This is a genomic window from Pseudomonas brassicacearum (assembly GCF_003732225.1).
Classification (GTDB): domain Bacteria; phylum Pseudomonadota; class Gammaproteobacteria; order Pseudomonadales; family Pseudomonadaceae; genus Aquipseudomonas; species Aquipseudomonas brassicacearum_E.
Genome location: NZ_MOBJ01000006.1, coordinates 135,142 through 152,868 on the forward strand (window position 1 = coordinate 135,142; position 17,727 = coordinate 152,868).

Consider the following 17,727-nt stretch of genomic DNA (forward strand, 5'->3'; position numbering starts at 1 on the left):
GGAGCCATCATGATGGAGCGGGGACATGTGAAAGAAGCGCTGCTGCCTCTAGCGCGAGACATCGAGGCGCTGGTGCGTGCCGAGCACCAGGATCCCTTTGCGATACTCGGACCACACGCTGACGGGGCCGGCGGTCAGTTCATTCGCGCTTACCTGCCGGAGGCTTTGAGCGTGCAGGTGATTGCCCGTGACTCCGGCGAAGAGCTCGGCAGCTTGAACGCTACCGAAGTGCCGGGGTTGTTCGTCGCGCATTTCGACCGGGCCCAGGCTTACCTGTTGCGCACCCGTTGGGCTGGCGGTGAGCAAACCGCAGAGGATCCTTACAGCTTCGGCCCGTTGTTGGGCGAGATGGACTTGTATCTGTTCGCCGAGGGCAATCACCGGGATCTCAGTGCCTGCCTGGGAGCGCAGTTGAAGAACGTCGACGGCGTCGATGGTGTGCGTTTTGCGGTGTGGGCGCCGAATGCCCGGCGGGTCTCGGTGGTCGGCGATTTCAACGTCTGGGATGGTCGCCGGCACCCGATGCGGCTGCGTCATCCGTCCGGGGTCTGGGAGTTGTTTGTTCCGCGCTTGCAGGCGGGTGAGGCGTACAAATACGAAATTCTCGGTGCCCAGGGGATTCTGCCGCTCAAGGCTGACCCCATGGCATTGGCGACACAACTACCGCCGGACACTGCCTCGAAAGTTGCCTCGCCGTTGCGCATCGATTGGCAGGATCAGGACTGGATGCAGTCTCGCGGCGAGCGCCACCGCACGAGCGCGCCGCTGTCGATTTACGAACTGCATGCGGGTTCCTGGCAGTGCGAAGTGGACGACGTCGGTGAAGTGGCGCGCCAATACAACTGGGGCGAGTTGGCCGAGCGTCTGATTCCTTACGTGCAGAAACTCGGTTTCACCCACATCGAACTGATGCCGATCATGGAACATCCTTTCGGCGGTTCCTGGGGTTATCAGCCGTTATCGCAATTCGCCCCGAGTGCCCGCTATGGTTCACCGGATGACTTCGCCGCGTTCGTCAACGCCTGCCACTTGGCCAGCATCGGAGTGATCCTCGATTGGGTGCCGGCGCATTTTCCCACCGATACCCATGGCCTGGCGCAGTTCGATGGCACCGCGCTGTACGAGTACGGCAATCCGCAGGAAGGCTTTCACCAGGACTGGGACACGCTGATTTACAACCTCGGACGCACCGAAGTGCATGGCTTCATGCTGGCGTCGGCGTTGCACTGGCTCAAGCATTTCCACGTCGATGGGCTGCGGGTCGATGCGGTGGCCTCGATGCTCTATCGCGACTATTCACGCAAGGCTGGCGAGTGGGTACCCAATCGCCATGGCGGCCGGGAGAACCTCGAAGCCATCGACTTTGTCCGCCACCTCAACGATGTGATCGACCTCGAAGCCCCCGGTGCGCTGGTGATTGCCGAGGAGTCCACGGCCTGGCCGGGTGTCAGCCAAGGCACGCAGCAAGGCGGATTGGGCTTCGACTACAAATGGAACATGGGCTGGATGCACGATTCGCTGCATTACATTCAGCAGGACCCGGTCTACCGTGCCCATCATCACAACGAGCTGAGCTTTGGCCTGGTTTACGCCTGGTCCGAGCGCTTCATCCTGCCGATTTCTCACGACGAAGTGGTACATGGCAAGCATTCGCTGATCGACAAGATGCCCGGAGATCGCTGGCAGAAGTTCGCTAACCTGCGCGCTTACCTGAGTTTCATGTGGGCACATCCAGGCAAGAAACTGCTGTTCATGGGCTGTGAGTTCGGCCAGTGGCGCGAATGGAATCACGATCAGCAACTGGACTGGTACTTGCTGCAATACCCGGAACACCGTGGCGTGCAGAAACTGGTGACCGACCTCAATCAGCTCTACCGCGAAGAACCGGCGCTGCACGATCAGGACGATGTGCCGCAGGGCTTCCAATGGCTGATCGGTGACGATGCAATGAATAGCGTCTATGCCTGGCTGCGTTGGAGCAAGGAAGGGCGGCCGGTGTTGGTGGTGGCTAACTTCACGCCAGTGCCGCGTCCGGCTTATCGGGTTGGTGTACCGTTTGCCGGGCGCTGGAATGAGGTGATCAACAGCGACGCGGACATCTATGCCGGCTCCAACTACGGCAATGGCGGTGGTGTATTGACCGAAGATGAGGGTAGCCATGGTCAGGCGTTGTCGCTGGTGCTGAATCTGCCGCCGTTGGGGGTATTGATGCTAAGGCCGGAGGGTTGAGGTGTTGATCGCGCGGTTATAGGGAAGCTGGAGTGTGGTGGGTGATCCACTCCACACTCCACTTTCTGGTTATCGTTTCTAATAGGGCATTGCAGTTCGATTGCCACTATGAGCCCTGACTTCCCTAAGTTTAACGTGGTACTGGTTTTTGTTATTTTCTCTTGTCCCGACGGCTATGACTTCAAAGTCAGCATGAGGGGTAAATACCAGGTCTTTTTCACTGAGTGCGGAGTATTCTGTGACAACATTTGCCGCGCTGAATCCCTCTATCGTCATGAAAAGTTGATTTTCTCCACGCATAAAACCTTCGGCTACGCTTTTGACCTTGGCCACTGAAAGAAAGCTATTGGAGTGGAGGATGGTTTTATTGTCTTTGGCCGAAATGAACTCATCTATTCCTGATTTGGTTATACCTTGCCCCCGAAAATATGTGTTTGTTGTTGTGTTGGATTGAAGGTATAGCCCATGGCTTATCTGTTCGGTGTTATGTAAGTTAAGGCCGCCTGCTACAATTTTAATCCAGGAAGCTGCTTCTTTGCCTGATTTTCCGGAAAACATTTCATCCCCAAACCTATCGTTTAGTTCTCTAATGACTGCTGTTTTGCTAAGGGAGATTTGGGTTCCTGCTCGCATGGCGCCATTGATTGCTGCGGATCCAACGTTTGTTGAGTAAATGGCTTTAAACTCCTTCATGTAGGAGTACTTGTCTTTGGGGGTGGGAATGTTTTTTTGAGGTGTGGAAACCGCCATCTCACTTAAAGATTTCGCTATTCTATTGTCCATTGCGCTCATTTTTTTTTGAACTTTATTTATTGCTTTGGCGACAATGTCAGGATCGTAGTTGTTGTCGATGTATGTGTCCCCCATTACTTTAAGTGCTTGCTCTTTGTTTATATCGTAAGCCTTAGAAAAGCTCTTGGAAGCCATGATTTTTCGAGCCAAGTCCCCTTCAGGTGACAACCCATCCTGGTCGGACAACGTAATCGGGCTGTTCCTCACCATCCGATAAAAATTGAGCCCATCAATTGCCCCCGCCGGATCCGGATTAATCCAGCGCTGCAACCACGGCGCGTAATACCGGAATCCATAGTAATAAAGCCCTGTCGCATCCCGCTCCTTGCCGGAATAGCGCACGGTTTTGTACTTGGCCTCGGTCGCGCTTCGACCCGCCCACCAAGCAGTGCCCCCGAACGGGTAATAGCTTTCCTGGCTGATCAGGTCGGCCTGTTGATCCAGTTCCAGCGTGCTGGATTTCAGGTGATCGTTGAGGCTGTAACGCACCTGGTCGTTAAGAATGTCATCGGGTGGTTTGGCGGCCCAATGCAGCACTTGCACACTGTTGCTGCCGGCCGTCGCGCTGATGACATGGAGGATTTCACCGGTGCCACTGTGGCTGCGAATTTCCAGGCCGGGCAGGTAACGCACTTCGCTGATGAGCGTGCGAGCGTTGGTCTGACTGGTGCGAACCTTGCGCACACGCTGGCCACCGCCGTCATAGATATACCGCTCGCTATCGTCCTCCGCGTCTTCGCGTACCACGGGGCGCACTTCCTGTAGCTGATTGCGCAAGTCCCAGTTCAGCAACTGGCCCGGTTGCAGTTCGCGCAGGTTACCATTGGCATCGAAGCCGGCGGCCAGTTCGTCTTCGGTCGGTGGCCGGTCGTCTCGCTCGGGCAGGCAGCGATTACTGTAGCGGGCGCGGGTCAAGGTGCGGCCGTGGGCCTGCGCGCCGACATGCACCAGATCCAGCTGGTTTCCGGCTGGGTCGTAATGATAGGTCTGGGTGTAGTTGGCGATCTGACTGGGGTCGGGAGGCAAGGGTTGCAAGTCCGGCAACGCAGAGCCACCTCGACCGGTGTTGGCTTCCCAGCCCGTGGCTTCGATCAGTTGGTAGAGCGTGTCGTAGCGGTACGTTTTGATCGGCTCGATACGCTGATTGTTGAAGTAGCGGATCGATTGCGCGGCGTCTTCAATGCTCAGCACATTGCCGACCGGGTCGTAGGTGTAGGTCAGGTTTTGCAACGGTGTGCCATCGGCTTTGTGCGCGCTGAGGCCGGTCAGCCGGCTATTGGCGGGGTCGTAATGGTGACGGGTGATCACGCCGTTGCCCGCAGTTTCCGCGTCGACCTGACCGAAAGGGTTGTAACGAATATCGCTGACCAGAACCTTCTCGATCTGTCCATCGCCTGCCAAGGTCAGTCGGGTGTTTTTCAGCTCGCCAGCGACGGTGTAGGCGAAGGCTTGAAGGTTGCCCAGTGCGTCGGTCTGGCTCAGGGGTTCGCTGGTGGGGTCGTAGCGATTGCAGGTGGTTGCACCGTCCACGCTTTCGAGCAGGGCGTCCCGCTCGGCCACGTCGATAGGCCAGTCGGGTGCATCAAGACTATGCAAAAAATGTCGCCGCTGTTGCAACGGGGCGCCGCCGAGGCTCAGGTCGAGCAGGTGCAAGGTGCCGGCCGGGCCGTCATGGCGAATCAACTGACCACACAGGTTGTGCGTGGCAGCGTCCTCATCGGCACCGGCATAGGTAAAACGCTCAAGGGCATGCTCGGCGACCTCCCGACCACTTTCGTGCACAGCCACCGGGCGTCGAAGTTCATCGTATTCAGTCAGTGAATGGCTGCCACGACCGTCCCAGCGCTCCACGGCCTGCCCGCCGGCGCCCAGTAACGCAAGCTGCCACCCGGCATCCACACTCTGGGTCGCCAACGGCACACCGGACAGGCTGAAGACCTGGTTCAGGTTAGCGGGGACGGATGCGTCGGTCTGGGCCAAGGTAAACAGACGCGGGTCACGACTGACAACCGCTCGGCCGGCGGCGTCGTAACGTTGATGCGTGACCCGCGTTTCAAGGGCATCGTTCGCCTGCCGCCGATGGAACTGCACGGTCCTGAGCGCCAGGCCACGTGGGTCCGATACCAGAATGGTAGGCGTTGCAGCGTCGGCATGAGCCAAAGCGCGCGTTGTCATCCGTGATGGCCTTTATCAAGGTGAACGACTGATCACAATGCATGACCTCCGGGAGTTTGGATACTGTAAGAAGTAACAGGTAGCGTTGGTTTTTTCAGCAACACATCCGTCCTGCAAGGCTTCCAATCAGCTCGCTCAAATGTGTCATTCACATACTGTAATCGTCGCTGGTGTACAGGCAGGCAACAGCTTTCGGACGTATTTGGCAACGCAGGTAAACGAAAGTGAAACGGTATTGCTATGGCTACTTATAGCCTAGATGTGAGTTCTTCAAAAGTCTTCCTGGTCTGCCATTTTTATCGCGTTGCTCCCAGTTTCTATACGTTAATGTTTCCAAGCGAGTTAGCCCATCTTTACCCTTGGAAGGTAAGTGGGCAAGGGGGGGGCGTTCTGCCCGTGCAGTTTTTTTGGCGATGTCATTATTTGAAAGACTTTCATGGCGTGACGCCGTATCCATGTACCAGTTGTAGAGGTCGGCTGCATTGTAGAGATTATTATCGAGATAGCTTTCGAACTCTTCTTGGTAGGCTTGGGGAGGAAGCTCGGTAGTCTTAAACTCATCAGGGATTCGCTCAGATACAAAAATGTCTTTCAAATTCATCCCGGCCTTCTTTAATAAATTCAAAGTGTGCAGTTTTTGCTCGATTCTTGGTCGGTAATGGCCACTTTTATTTTCTATAAAAGCGACTGCGCCCGATGTTATTACCATCATGCCGGCGTCTAAAACAGGCCGGCCGGAGAAAGGCGATGAATGGTGCCTTCTGCTGCGTTCCGGTACGAACACAGCAAGTTCAGGTACATTTTGTTCATTTAAAGCCAATACATATCCCAGGTATCCGTTAGACTTAATCCACTTCATCGAGGAGGTTATGGGCCCTTCACTATAGTTGGCTGGTTCTCCATCCACACCGCGTATTGCCCCGCCAGCAATTGTATGGGGCATGAGCCTCTCTGCTCGCTGCTGTTGATTGTAATAACGGACACCTTTGTACTGCCAGGGGCCGGCCGATGGCCTGGGAGCATCTTCTTTGATTTGTTCGCCTATATAGTCTAGGTGGTGGCCTCTTAATATATGCCCGTAACCCGTTAGCAGGTGTTTATGGATCAAGTCTTGCCAGCGCTTTTTGTCAAGACCTACGCTATCGATATTATTTACCGGGTTGGCGCCTACAAACTGATATAAATTCATCCCGTCCACATACCCCGCCGGATCCGGATTAATCCAGCGCTGCAACCACGGCGCGTAATACCGGAATCCATAGTAATAAAGCCCTGTCGCATCCCGCTCCTTGCCGGAATAGCGCACGGTTTTGTACTTGGCCTCGGTCGCGCTTCGACCCGCCCACCAAGCAGTGCCACCGAACGGGTAATAGCTTTCCTGGCTGATCAGGTCGGCCTGTTGATCCAGTTCCATCGTGCTGGATTTCAGGTGATCGTTGAGGCTGTAACGCACCTGGTCGTTAAGAATGTCATCGGGTGGTTTGGCGGCCCAATGCAGCACTTGCACACTGTTGCTGCCGGCCGTCGCGCTGATGACATGGAGGATTTCACCGGTGCCACTGTGGCTGCGAATTTCCAGGCCGGGCAGGTAACGCACTTCGCTGATGAGCGTGCGAGCGTTGGTCTGACTGGTGCGAACCTTGCGCACACGCTGGCCACCGCCGTCATAGATATACCGCTCGCTGTCGTCCTCCGCGTCTTCGCGTACCACGGGGCGCACTTCCTGTAGCTGATTGCGCAAGTCCCAGTTCAGCAACTGGCCCGGTTGCAGTTCGCGCAGGTTACCATTGGCATCGAAGCCTGCGGCCAGTTCGTCTTCGGTCGGTGGCCGGTCGTCTCGCTCGGGCAGGCAGCGATTACTGTAGCGGGCGCGGGTCAAGGTGCGGCCGTGGGCCTGCGCGCCGACATGCACCAGATCCAGCAGGTTTCCGGCTGGGTCGTAGCGATAGGTCTGGGTGTAGTTGGCGATCTGACTGGGGTCGGGAGGCAAGGGTTGCAAGTCCGGCAACGCAGGGCCACCTCGGCCAGTGTTGGCTTCCCAGCCCGTGGCTTCGATCAGTTGGTAGAGCGTGTCGTAGCGGTACGTTTTGATCGGCTCGATACGCTGATTGTTGAAGTAGCGGATCGATTGCGCGGTGTCTTCGATACTCCGCACATTGCCGACCGGGTCGTAGGTGTAGGTCAGGTTTTGCAACGGTGTGCCATCGGCTTTGTGCGCGCTGAGGCCGGTCAGCCGGCTGTTGGCGGGGTCGTAGTGGTGACGGGTGATCACGCCGTTGCCTGCAGTTTCCGCGTCGACCTGACCGAAAGGGGTGTAACGAATATCGCTGACCAGAACCTTCTCGATCTGTCCATCGCCCGCCAAGGTCAGTCGGGTGTTTTTCAGCTCGCCAGCGACGGTGTAGGCGAAGGCTTGACGGTTGCCCAGTGCGTCGGTTTGGCTCTGGGGTTCGCTGGTGGGGGCGTAATCATTCCAGGTCGTTGCGCCGTCCACGGTTTCGAGCAAGGCGTCCCGCTCGGCCACGTCGATAGGCCAGTCGGGTGCATCAAGACTATGCAAAAAATGTCGCCGCTGTTGCAACGGGGCGCCGCCGAGGCTCAGGTCGAGCAGGTGCAAGGTGCCGGCCGGGCCGTCATGGCGAATCAACTGACCACACAGGTTGTGCGTGGCAGCGTCCTCATCGGCACCGGCATAGGTAAAACGCTCAAGGGCATGCTCGGCGACCTCCCGAATACTTTCGTGTACGGCTATCGGGCGCAGCAGTTCATCGTATTCGGTCAGTGAATGGCTGCCACGGCCGTCCCAGCGCTCCACGGCTTGCCCGGCCTCACCCGGCAGCGCAAGTCGCCACCCGGCATCCACACTCTGGGTCGCCAACGGCACACCGGACAGGCTGAAGACCTGGTTCAGGTTAGCGGGGACGGATGCGTCGGTCTGGGCCAAGGTAAACAGACGCGGGTCACGACTGGCAACCGCTCGGCCGGCGGCGTCGTAACGTTGATGCGTGACCCGCGTTTCAAGGGCATCGGCCGCCTGCCGTCGATGGAACTGCGCGGTCCTGAGCGCCAGGCCACGTGGGTCCGACACCAGAATGGTCGGCGTTGCAGCGTCGGCATGAGCCAAAGCGCGCGTTGTCATCCGTGATGGCCTTTATCAAGGTGAACGACTGATCACAATGCATGACCTCCGGGAGTTTGGATACTGTAAGAACTAACAGGTCTGTGGTGTCTGCGAGGTTACTTTCACCAGAGCATCCGCACGCCAATACTGCCTATCAATCCATTCAAGTCGTTGTTGACAGTCGCACTGTTGTAATCGCCGCTGACATACAGGCTGACGGCGGGCGTAACTCTGGCTACCAATCCCAGGCCCAGTTCGACCGACGACGTGTTTCGGCTGCTGCTGAGCTTATCGACCTGACCGAGGGTCACGGTGTCGCTGGTATTGACCGTGTGCCAGAAGTTGGTACGAACATAGGGTTCGATCGGCAGGCCCTTGATGGCATAACTCCCTTTCAAGCTTGCACCGACCCTGCCGCTCCAGGACGTCAAGTCGCTGGATGAGGCATTACCGCTACCTGCATACGGGGTGTCCAGGGTAATACGCTGGTTGATCAACTCCGCCTGGGGTTCGATTACCCAGTTTTCGCTGATACCGATGGGAAATCCACCTTGCACCGAGAGGGTCATTGCGCTGCCTTCGGCGATTTGGCGCTGACCCTGATCATTGAGGCTGTAGCCATTGACCCGACCGCCGCTGGCGGTCATGTCCACGTGCCAGCCGTTTGCGCCGGTCAGGCTCCAATAAGCGCCAAGGCTGGGACCTTGCACGTTGAGGGTATTGTTCGGATCGATGATGGCAGAACTGATCAACTGGCCATTGCCGCTGCTCTGAAACTGGCTTGTTCCGCCCACCAGACCCACGCGCTGAGTGCTGCCGCCGCTACTTTGCAGGGTAAGCACCGCCGGGCCTTTGACTTCGGCGCCGGTCATACCGGAAAACTGTGAGTTGAGGACATCGCGTTCTGCGTTCCTGGCGGGTTGGCCGTAAACCCGATCCCAGGCTGAAGGAGCGGCTTGCTCGACTGTCAGCAGCTGGTTATCACGGCCGGGATCTCGGGTGAAACGGATGTTGTTACTCACATCAGGCGCCGGCAGGGTGAACGCCGGGACATCTTGCTGATACCAGGGCATCGCCTCGTCCTCGACAGACGACGCCTGAACCTCCATGGATGTGCACAGCAGCAGCGAGGTGGAAACGGTGTACAGAGTGAATTTGATCTCGTGTTGGATGAAGGCGGTGTTCATGGAGGTCTACCTTGCAATCGCATGCCATATCTCTTGGCGTCTCTCCTACCCCGAATGAGGGGCGACCGATTTCATTGAGGCAAAACCCGGCGGCCCGCTGCAGCGGGTTTCCGAGTCTTGCCCCAGGAGGTAATTCCGGGGGTAGTACGATTTAGCTAAGAAGACCGCTGGCTCCGCGTCAAGAAATTGAACGATGAGCGGTATGACTAAATTAGGCTGCGCAACTACCTGATTATTGGCAATTATCTAAGTTGTTGTTTATCCGTAAAATCATTTTCTGACGTCAAATTAGAGGCTTTTTTCACGTCCGGAAGGCCTTGATCCAAAGCGTGAGTGGTGCTGCGAGAGGCTTCTTGGAGAGGTCCTCCTCTGACCGGCTTGCCGTCCATAAGCATAGGTATCTGCATAACTTTGAAATACGGTGAAAGACTACACCCGTAGCAGCTGCCGAGCCCGCGAGGCTGCGTTCGGCTGCGAAGCAGTCGTTAAATCAGGCAATGCGTTCTTCCAGGTAAAACGTCGATCCAGGATTTGCGAGGACTTCGTCCTCGAATGCAGCCTCGCAGGCTCGGCAGCTGCTACGGAGGTTAGAACGAAAAGATGTGTAGACACTTATGCTTCCATAAGACCGATTGAACTCCCATGGTCAAATGCCAACTACGCAAGGCCGTAAGGCCTGCTCCGGTGAGTTCACAGACCTTGGGCGAGGGGGTATTCATCTCCATACAGTTTCCAGTAACCCTGCGCCATTCGCGTGCAACCGGAGCACCGCCCCGCGAATATTTCTGGCCTACCAACTCATACGCAACCCCAGATTGCCGGTGACACCTTCCAGTTCGTTGCTATCGAGATTGGCGTTGTAGTCCGCGGCGAGGTAAACGCTGACGGCAGATGAGAGCTTGGCGACGACACCCACGCCAAGGTCTGCCGAAGATGATTTATGCTCGCTCTTGATTCGGTCGATACCGTCGTACGTCACCGTGTCGTAACCACCGAAGGTCCGCCAGGCGTTGGCTCTCAGGTAGGGCTCGATCGGTACGTTCCGGACCAGATAACGACCTTTGAGGCGGGCACCGAGACGACCTGTCCAATAGTCCTGCGAATCGAACGATACGTCGGAAATCCCGTCATTTTGATTGTCCAGGTCGATATGCTGGTTGATCACCTGAATCTGTGGTTCGACCAGCCAGTGTTCGGACACTGTCATCGGATAACCCGCTTCCAATGACAGCGCGACTGCGTGGCCTTCGGTGTCCATTTTTACGCCACGTTCAGAGCGGTTATCACCCTCCAGCCGAGAGCCCATGGCAACGGCATCGATGTACCAGCCAGTCGGATCGATCAAGGTCCAGTAGGCGCCGAAATGGTCACCTTCGAGCTTCACACGGCCTGAGCGTCGATGCTGGAAGCCTTCAGCAAAACCATCGACATTACCTTGCAGGCGGCTCTGACCTACGAAGAAGCCAAAGCGTTGGAGCTGCCCGCCACTGGTTTCCGAGGCATAGAGATCATGACCAATCTGGAAGCCCTGGAGCGAGCCGTCGAAACTCGGCGTGACGGTGCCGGTCCAGCTTTTGCGCAAGTCGCTGCCATAGACCCGACCCCAGCCGGCAGGCACTGCGCCGCTTTCAGTCAGCAGGCTTTGTTCGCCCTGACGATCATGAAAGGTACCCAGGGCTTGCAGGGTCATGACTTGAGCAGCGGGGATCACCACCGAATACACCGGTACTTCCAGGCGATACAGTGGAATCGGATATGCACCGGCTACCGCAGCAGGAATGGGCGGAGTGGTCGCGGCAGGCACCGGGGATGACTCGGCGGCTATCTGCGTCGGTGCGGGAGCGGGCGGGTCGATGGGCGCGACAGGTTTTGCGGTGGGTGGCTCGACAGGGGGCTCATCCGGACTCACGACGGGCGGTGTGGGTGGAGTCGCTGGCGGGGCGGGTGGCACTGGTGAAGGTGGGGTAACCGCTGGTGGGGCAGCGGGCGGCGTCACCGCCACGACCGATGAGCGCAGGTACCAGTTGTTTTCCGAGCCAGCCGTAATGCCACCCTTGAACAGGTAGTACTGGTAGGCCCCGGCCGAAACCGAGCTTTTTAATGCAAATGCATCGCTGTTGCTGATGGCGCCATTTTGAGCCTGCACCACCTCGATTCCGTTCTGTAGAGTCAGGCCACCCAGACCACCAAGGTTAGTAATGCCCAGTTGGGTATTGCCACTGATTGTGCCTTGAGACACCACCAGTTTGTCGCTGGCTGAGTTGTCGTCACCGAGCACTGTTTGCAGCAGTAACTGTCCATTACGCCCGACATAGTTGCCGTGCACGGTCAATGAGTCTGTCGCGCTGTTACTGCCGGTCGTCATGTCAATGACACCCGCATTGTTGAGAGTTACCAACTGGCCTGCAATATAGGGGCGGATACTTCCCTGGGTCACTGCCAGGGTACTGCTGCCGTCTATGGAGAAAACCCCCGTTCCGGTTACGCTGTCGCCAAGGAAAAAGTCACCCGCCAGATCAAAGTGGGAGTTATTGGTCAGGTTGACAGTCTCCCAACCGATGTAACGCGCCGCACCCGCAGAGGTGGTGTTGTCGAACGTGAGACGGTCATTGCCCTGCCCACCATCAAGAGTCGGGGTCGAGGACAGAATACTCTCGGTCAGATTGCTGAGCAGTGCGGTGTCGTCGCCATCACCCATCAAGATCGCGGATTTGATCAGGCCTCCATTTTTCCAGGTAAAGCTGTCATTGCCGAAGCTGGTGCGTATTTGTCCTGAAATGACTCCGCCACTGACGGTAATGTTGTCGTCGCCACCGCTGACACTGATGTTGCCTCCGATGGTGCCGCCGGAAATGATGATGGTGTCCTGGCCGAACCCGGTGACCAGATTGCCAAGAATGGCGCCGCCGGACATGTCGAAAATATTGTTGTCGAGTTTCATGTCGACACGACCAATGGTGCCTCCGGTCATCCTCGCCACATCGCCATCTTCAAAGGCGCCGACGATGGTGCCGCCAGTCATCAGAAACGTATCCCGACCATCACCCTGAGCCAGGGACTGAATGCGTCCCCCGGTCATTACGAAATCATCGATACCATGGCCCTGGAGCACCGCACCGCCGATTTGGCCGGCGTTGATTTGCAGTGTGTTCGCGCCATCGCCTTGATCGAGTGAGCCGGTAATGGTGCCAGAGTTCATCAGCACTTTGTCCGCACCTGCGCCGAATGTAACGTTGCCGTTGATAGTTCCAGTGCCATTGGCGGGAAACGTCAGGTTGTTATTGCCTCGGAGGTCAGTGAAGGGGCCGCTGCTCCCACTGTCGCACGTGAGCGTGTCATTACCTGCCGTGGCGACCAGGTTGCATGCAGCGTTTGAGGAGAGAGGCCAGAGAATCAGCAGTGATAGGGATGTTGCATAGATGGCAGGGAACTTTAGACGTGAAATCCGTGTACACATGATGTGTCCTCGCTTCAGGCAACTGATCGACTCCCGACCTCTGCAGTGTTGTGAAACAGCAGGAGTAAGGGTGACGACGGCAGCGTGATGCGGTATCCATCCAAGACTGCGGGGCTTCACTTTTGTAAAGCGCGATCAATGCCTCCGCGTGCAGTGTCGTAGGCACGTTAACAACTGAGTTTGTATCGCGCTACTGTCAGAAGTAACAGGTAGGAGGCTTCTGTAGTGGATAGTTTCGAGCCGGTGGCATAATGCTGGGCTCGCTCAAAAATGCACTTCAACCGCCAGTGGCAAATGATCGGAGAGGTGGGTCCACGGCTTGTTCCCTAGAATCTTCGGTTCGTGACTGCTGGCGTTGCGCAGGTAGATTCGGTCCAGTCGCAGCAGTGGAAAGCGCGCCGGATAGGTCTTGGCCGGGCGTCCGTGATGGAGCTCGAAGGCTTCGTGCAGATCGTCGCGTTGCGCGAGCGTGGCGTTGCCTTGAAGTTGCCAGTCATTGAAGTCGCCGGCGATGATCACCGGGGCATCGTCGGGCAGTGACTCGATCAGCTGACAGAGCAGGGCCAGCTGCAATTGGCGATGGCTTTCCAGCAGGCTCAGGTGGACACAGATCGCATGTACTTCGGCGTGCCCCGGTACATCGAGCACGCAGTGCAGCAGCCCGCGGCGCTCGGGTCCGGTGATAGAGACATCGAGGTTGCGATAGTGGCGGATCGGGTATTTGGACAGCAGCGCATTGCCGTGATGGCCGTCGGGATACACCGCGTTGCGGCCGTAGGCGAAGTCGCTCCACATGCTGTCGGCGAGGAACTCGTACTGCGAGATCTGCGGCCAATGGTCATGGCGTGTGGCATGGCGATCATGTTCGCCGAGCACTTCCTGTAAAAACACCAGGTCGGCAGAGGTGCTGCGCACGGCTTCACGCAGTTCCGGAAGAATAAAGCGCCGGTTGAGGGCCGTGAAGCCCTTGTGGGTGTTGATCGTCAGAACCCTGAGGCGATGAATAGTCGGCGGCCTGTTCATCGAATCTGGATTGGCGGTGTGCCGGTCTGAATCGGGGCTCACGTGCTCTCCATTGAATCGGGCGGGTTATCTATGCGACTGATGCATTGGCCGGCAGTTCAGAGTTTTGGACAGGGCCAAGGCATCACGCCTTTCACGATCACACAAAAACGATTTCATAGGGTTGACGCATCCGCTCCAGAATAACCCTGGGCAGCTTCGGTGCGATGCCGATCTCCGGTTCACCATTCAGCTGGCTGGCGTACGCATGGGTGGCGTGGCACTTGCGCGCGACGGTCCAGGTGTCGAGGCGGACTTTGCGGGCGCGGTGCCAGGGAATCAGTCCCTGATCGCGTGCGGGCCAGTGCCAGGACCAGACCGGCACTTCATTGAAGCTTGCCCCGACCATGCGGGCGGCTTTTGCGGCGGCGCGCCCCACCGTGTCATGGTCGATGATGCCGTCCTCGCTCCAGGTGGTGAACACCACGTCACCCGGCCGCAGGTAGCGCGCGATGAATTGCGTCAATTGCAGTTCACGTTCGGCCAGCCCGTTGTCGGTAAAACCGCCGCGAATCCATTTCAGGCTATGCATGGGCAAACCGAGACGGCGCAGGGCTTCGACGCTTTCCTGAGGGCGGAACACACTCAGGCGTTTCTCCGACCACAGGTTCGAGCCCGGATGACTGGCGCTGCCATCGGTAATCGAGATCAATTGCAAGGGATGGCCGAGAGTAGAGAGCAGCTGCAACAGGCCGCCGCAGGTTACCACTTCGTCGCCTGGGTGCGGCGCGATCACCACGGCGCGAGCGCCTGCCGGGACCAGAGTGGTGGTGTTGATGACTGGAACGTTGTCCAACTGTCGGGCAGTGTTCCAGATCTGCGCAGGTAAACTGCTGTCGAGCAGGGTGGTGGATTTCATGGTGATACGTCCTTGTTCTGATTTGCCGGCAGTCGTGCATTGTGGCTGGCGGAACACGCCGTCGCAGACTCCTCGCGACCAGATAATCGCGGGGCACAGCGCTCCAAACCCTGGATTGCTGTGAGCAGAGTATTGCTCATACATCACCATTCGTCGCCCCCGTCCCCCTTCAAAGAGCATTTTTTTCGTCACGTAGCTTACTCAAGCGCCGACGATCGTTGCCCGTGACGATGGGAAGCGGTATCAGTCTTCGTCCTCATGTTGTAACTCGAACAACAGCAACGAGCGTCCGGTCACGGAGTATTCGTGACTGAAATCGAACCGTTCCTGGCCCCGAATCGATGGCTGGTTGGTGTCGACCAAACAGGTCCAGAAACCGCCGTCAGGCACTTCTGGCAGAAGAAAATTGACGATGTCGTGATGGCCGTTGACCACCAGCAGCAAAGTGGTGTCAGCGCCTTTGCGGCGGATTCCGGTTTCCTGGGCGCGACCATCGAGCAACATTCCCAGGCATCGTCCGTGGCTGTCGTGCCATTGCTCGGTGGACATTTCGCTGCCGTCCGGTGCCAGCCAGGTGACGTCCTTGACGCCAATGTCCTCGTTGTAATTACCCACCAGAAAGCGTCCGCGCCGCAGAACCGGATAGGTCAGGCGCAGTTTGATCAGACGTTTGACAAACTTGAGCAAGGCTTTGCCGTCTTCGCTCAAGTCCCAGTTGACCCAGCCGATTTCGCTGTCCTGACAATAGGCGTTGTTGTTGCCGTGCTGGGTGCGGGCAAACTCGTCGCCGGCCACCAGCATCGGCGTACCCTGGGCCAGCAGCAGGGTGGCGAAGAAGTTGCGCATCTGCCGCTGGCGCAGCGCGTTGATCTCGGGGTCGTCGGTGGGGCCTTCGACGCCGTGGTTCCAGGACAGGTTGTGATTGCTGCCGTCCTGATTGTTCTCGTCGTTGGCTTCGTTGTGCTTGTCGTTGTAGGAGACCAGGTCGTTCAAGGTAAAACCGTCATGGGCGGTGACGAAATTCATCGAGGAGTAGGGGCGGCGACCGCGTTGATTGAACATCTCACCGGAGGCGGTCATACGCGCGGCAAAGTCGGCGAGCTGGCCGTCATCGCCCTTCCAGAACGCGCGAACAGTGTCGCGGAAGCGGTCGTTCCACTCGACCCAGCCCGGCGGAAAGCCGCCCACCTGATAGCCGCCAGGGCCAATGTCCCAGGGCTCGGCGATCATTTTCACCTGACGCAGAATCGGGTCCTGACGGCAGGCGACGAGGAAACTGTGACGCTCATCGAAACCGTCGTGATAACGCCCGAGGATAGTTGCCAGGTCAAAGCGGAAACCGTCGACGTGCATTTCCGAGGCCCAGTAACGCAGTGAATCGGTGACCATTTGCAGCACGCAGGGGTGGCTCAGGTCCAGCGTGTTGCCGGTGCCGGAATCGTTGATATAGAAGCGCTTGTCGTCCGGCATCACGCGGTAGTAGGAAACATTGTCGATGCCGCGCATCGACAGGGTCGGGCCTTGTTCATTGCCCTCGGCGGTGTGGTTGTAGACCACGTCGAGAATCACTTCCAGGTTGGCTTCGTGCAGGTGCGCAACCATTTCCTTGAACTCGGCGATCTTGCCACTGGCCAGGTAGCGCGGATCGGGGGCAAAGAAGGCGATGCTGTTGTAGCCCCAGTAATTGGTCATGCCTTTGTGCAGCAGGTGCTGGTCGTTGACGAAGGCGTGAATCGGCATGAGCTCCACCGAGGACACACCAAGCTTGCGGATATGTTCCAGCAGGTCATCGACCATCAACCCGGCGAAGGTTCCGCGCACCGCCTCCGGAACGGACGGGTGACGCATGCTGATGCCGCGTACGTGAGTCTCATAAATGATCGTTCGATCCCACGGCACGCTGACCCGATGGTCGTGACCCCAGGTGTGCGCCGGGTCGATGACCTTGCACTTGGGCACAAAGGGCGCACTGTCGCGCGTATCGAAACTGAGGTCGGCGTCGGGGTGGCCGATGGTGTAGCCAAACAAGGCTTCGGACCACTTCAATTGCCCCACCAACTGCTTGGCGTAGGGGTCGATCAATAATTTGTGGTGGTTGAAGCGGTGACCGTTTTGCGGGTCGTAAGGCCCATAAACCCGGTAGCCATAGATCAGCCCCGGATGGGCGTCCGGCAAGTAGCCGTGAAAGATTTCGTCGGTGTATTCCGGCAACTCGATACGTTCGAGCTCGACTTCACCGGCATCGTCGAACAGGCACAGTTCGACCTTGGTCGCGTTGGCCGAAAATATCGCGAAGTTGACCCCCAGACCATCCCAGGTCGCACCGAGCGGGAAGGGCAAGCCTTCACGGATTCGCGAGGCCTCGACGTGAGGTTCTGGCGCGGCTTTTTTTGGCGTGGTCATAATTGCTCCTGCAATTGGGCTTGGGTGTTGGCGCCGGCATTGCTGGTTTCTCAAGGCCGAGCCACCCCGAAGTGGCGAGCCTGCTCGCCACGCGGTCAATCAGGATGAGCGTGTGGACGCCCTCAACTGACCGGCTTGCGCGGTGCTCGAGGCTTTTTCGCGGCCGCGGACTTCTCACCCGGCGGCGTCACGACCTTGGCTGCGGCGGCTTTGGCTTTGGGCTTGGCCGCCGGGGGCTTGCTGGCTGCTGTTTTGCTGCTATTGGTTTTAGCGGTCTTGGCAGGCTTGCTCGGGGCCAGGGCTTCGGCCTCTGCCAGCTTGCAGGCCATCTCCCAGTGGCGCGCTTCCTGGCCTTCGGGTTTCCCCTCGGACTCCCAGATTTGATAGGCAAATTCACGAACGCGTTTGTCATCGGTACTCATCGCAATGCTCCTGAGTTGAA

9 protein-coding genes are annotated in these 17,727 nt (G+C 57.8%); 1 reads left to right on the plus strand and 8 read right to left on the minus strand.

Translation table 11 applies throughout. From position 1 onward, the window contains the following. The first annotated feature begins 9 nt into the window (after nucleotides 1–9). Nucleotides 10–2,229, plus strand: a complete 2,220-nt coding sequence (glgB, locus tag BK659_RS07490) for a 1,4-alpha-glucan branching protein GlgB (protein ID WP_123424454.1) — start codon at nucleotides 10–12, stop codon at nucleotides 2,227–2,229. Between the two features lie 78 nt (nucleotides 2,230–2,307). Here the strand turns inward: glgB and BK659_RS07495 are convergent, their stop codons facing one another. From BK659_RS07495 to BK659_RS07530, 8 genes are all read right to left on the minus strand, one after another. Further along, nucleotides 2,308–5,196, minus strand: coding sequence for an RHS repeat domain-containing protein (locus BK659_RS07495; protein WP_123424455.1), 2,889 nt, complete (start codon nucleotides 5,194–5,196; stop codon nucleotides 2,308–2,310). 244 nt (nucleotides 5,197–5,440) lie between these two features. Beyond that, entirely contained in the window at nucleotides 5,441–8,335 is a 2,895-nt protein-coding gene (locus tag BK659_RS07500) for an RHS repeat-associated core domain-containing protein (protein WP_123424456.1), read from the minus strand. Nucleotides 8,336–8,439: 104 nt separating this feature from the next. Continuing rightward, nucleotides 8,440–9,504: an autotransporter domain-containing protein gene (locus tag BK659_RS07505; RefSeq protein WP_123424457.1), complete on the minus strand. Its 1,065-nt coding sequence runs from the start codon at nucleotides 9,502–9,504 to the stop codon at nucleotides 8,440–8,442. A gap of 790 nt (nucleotides 9,505–10,294) precedes the next feature. Next, on the minus strand, nucleotides 10,295–12,961 hold the full coding sequence (locus BK659_RS07510) for an autotransporter family protein (protein WP_123424458.1): 2,667 nt from the start codon (nucleotides 12,959–12,961) through the stop codon (nucleotides 10,295–10,297). 264 nt (nucleotides 12,962–13,225) lie between these two features. Continuing rightward, on the minus strand, nucleotides 13,226–14,026 hold the full coding sequence (locus BK659_RS07515) for an endonuclease/exonuclease/phosphatase family protein (protein WP_404942516.1): 801 nt from the start codon (nucleotides 14,024–14,026) through the stop codon (nucleotides 13,226–13,228). Between the two features lie 97 nt (nucleotides 14,027–14,123). Beyond that, a complete protein-coding gene (locus tag BK659_RS07520) occupies nucleotides 14,124–14,882 on the minus strand; it encodes a PIG-L deacetylase family protein (RefSeq protein WP_123424459.1) in 759 nt (252 codons plus the stop codon). Nucleotides 14,883–15,125: 243 nt separating this feature from the next. Next, nucleotides 15,126–17,285 carry a glycogen debranching protein GlgX gene (glgX, locus tag BK659_RS07525; RefSeq protein WP_123424460.1) on the minus strand — a complete coding sequence of 720 codons (2,160 nt, stop codon included), beginning with the start codon at nucleotides 17,283–17,285 and terminating at the stop codon, nucleotides 15,126–15,128. 122 nt (nucleotides 17,286–17,407) lie between these two features. Next, nucleotides 17,408–17,707 carry a DUF2934 domain-containing protein gene (locus BK659_RS07530; RefSeq protein ID WP_123424461.1) on the minus strand — a complete coding sequence of 100 codons (300 nt, stop codon included), beginning with the start codon at nucleotides 17,705–17,707 and terminating at the stop codon, nucleotides 17,408–17,410. Nucleotides 17,708–17,727: the final 20 nt, after the last annotated feature.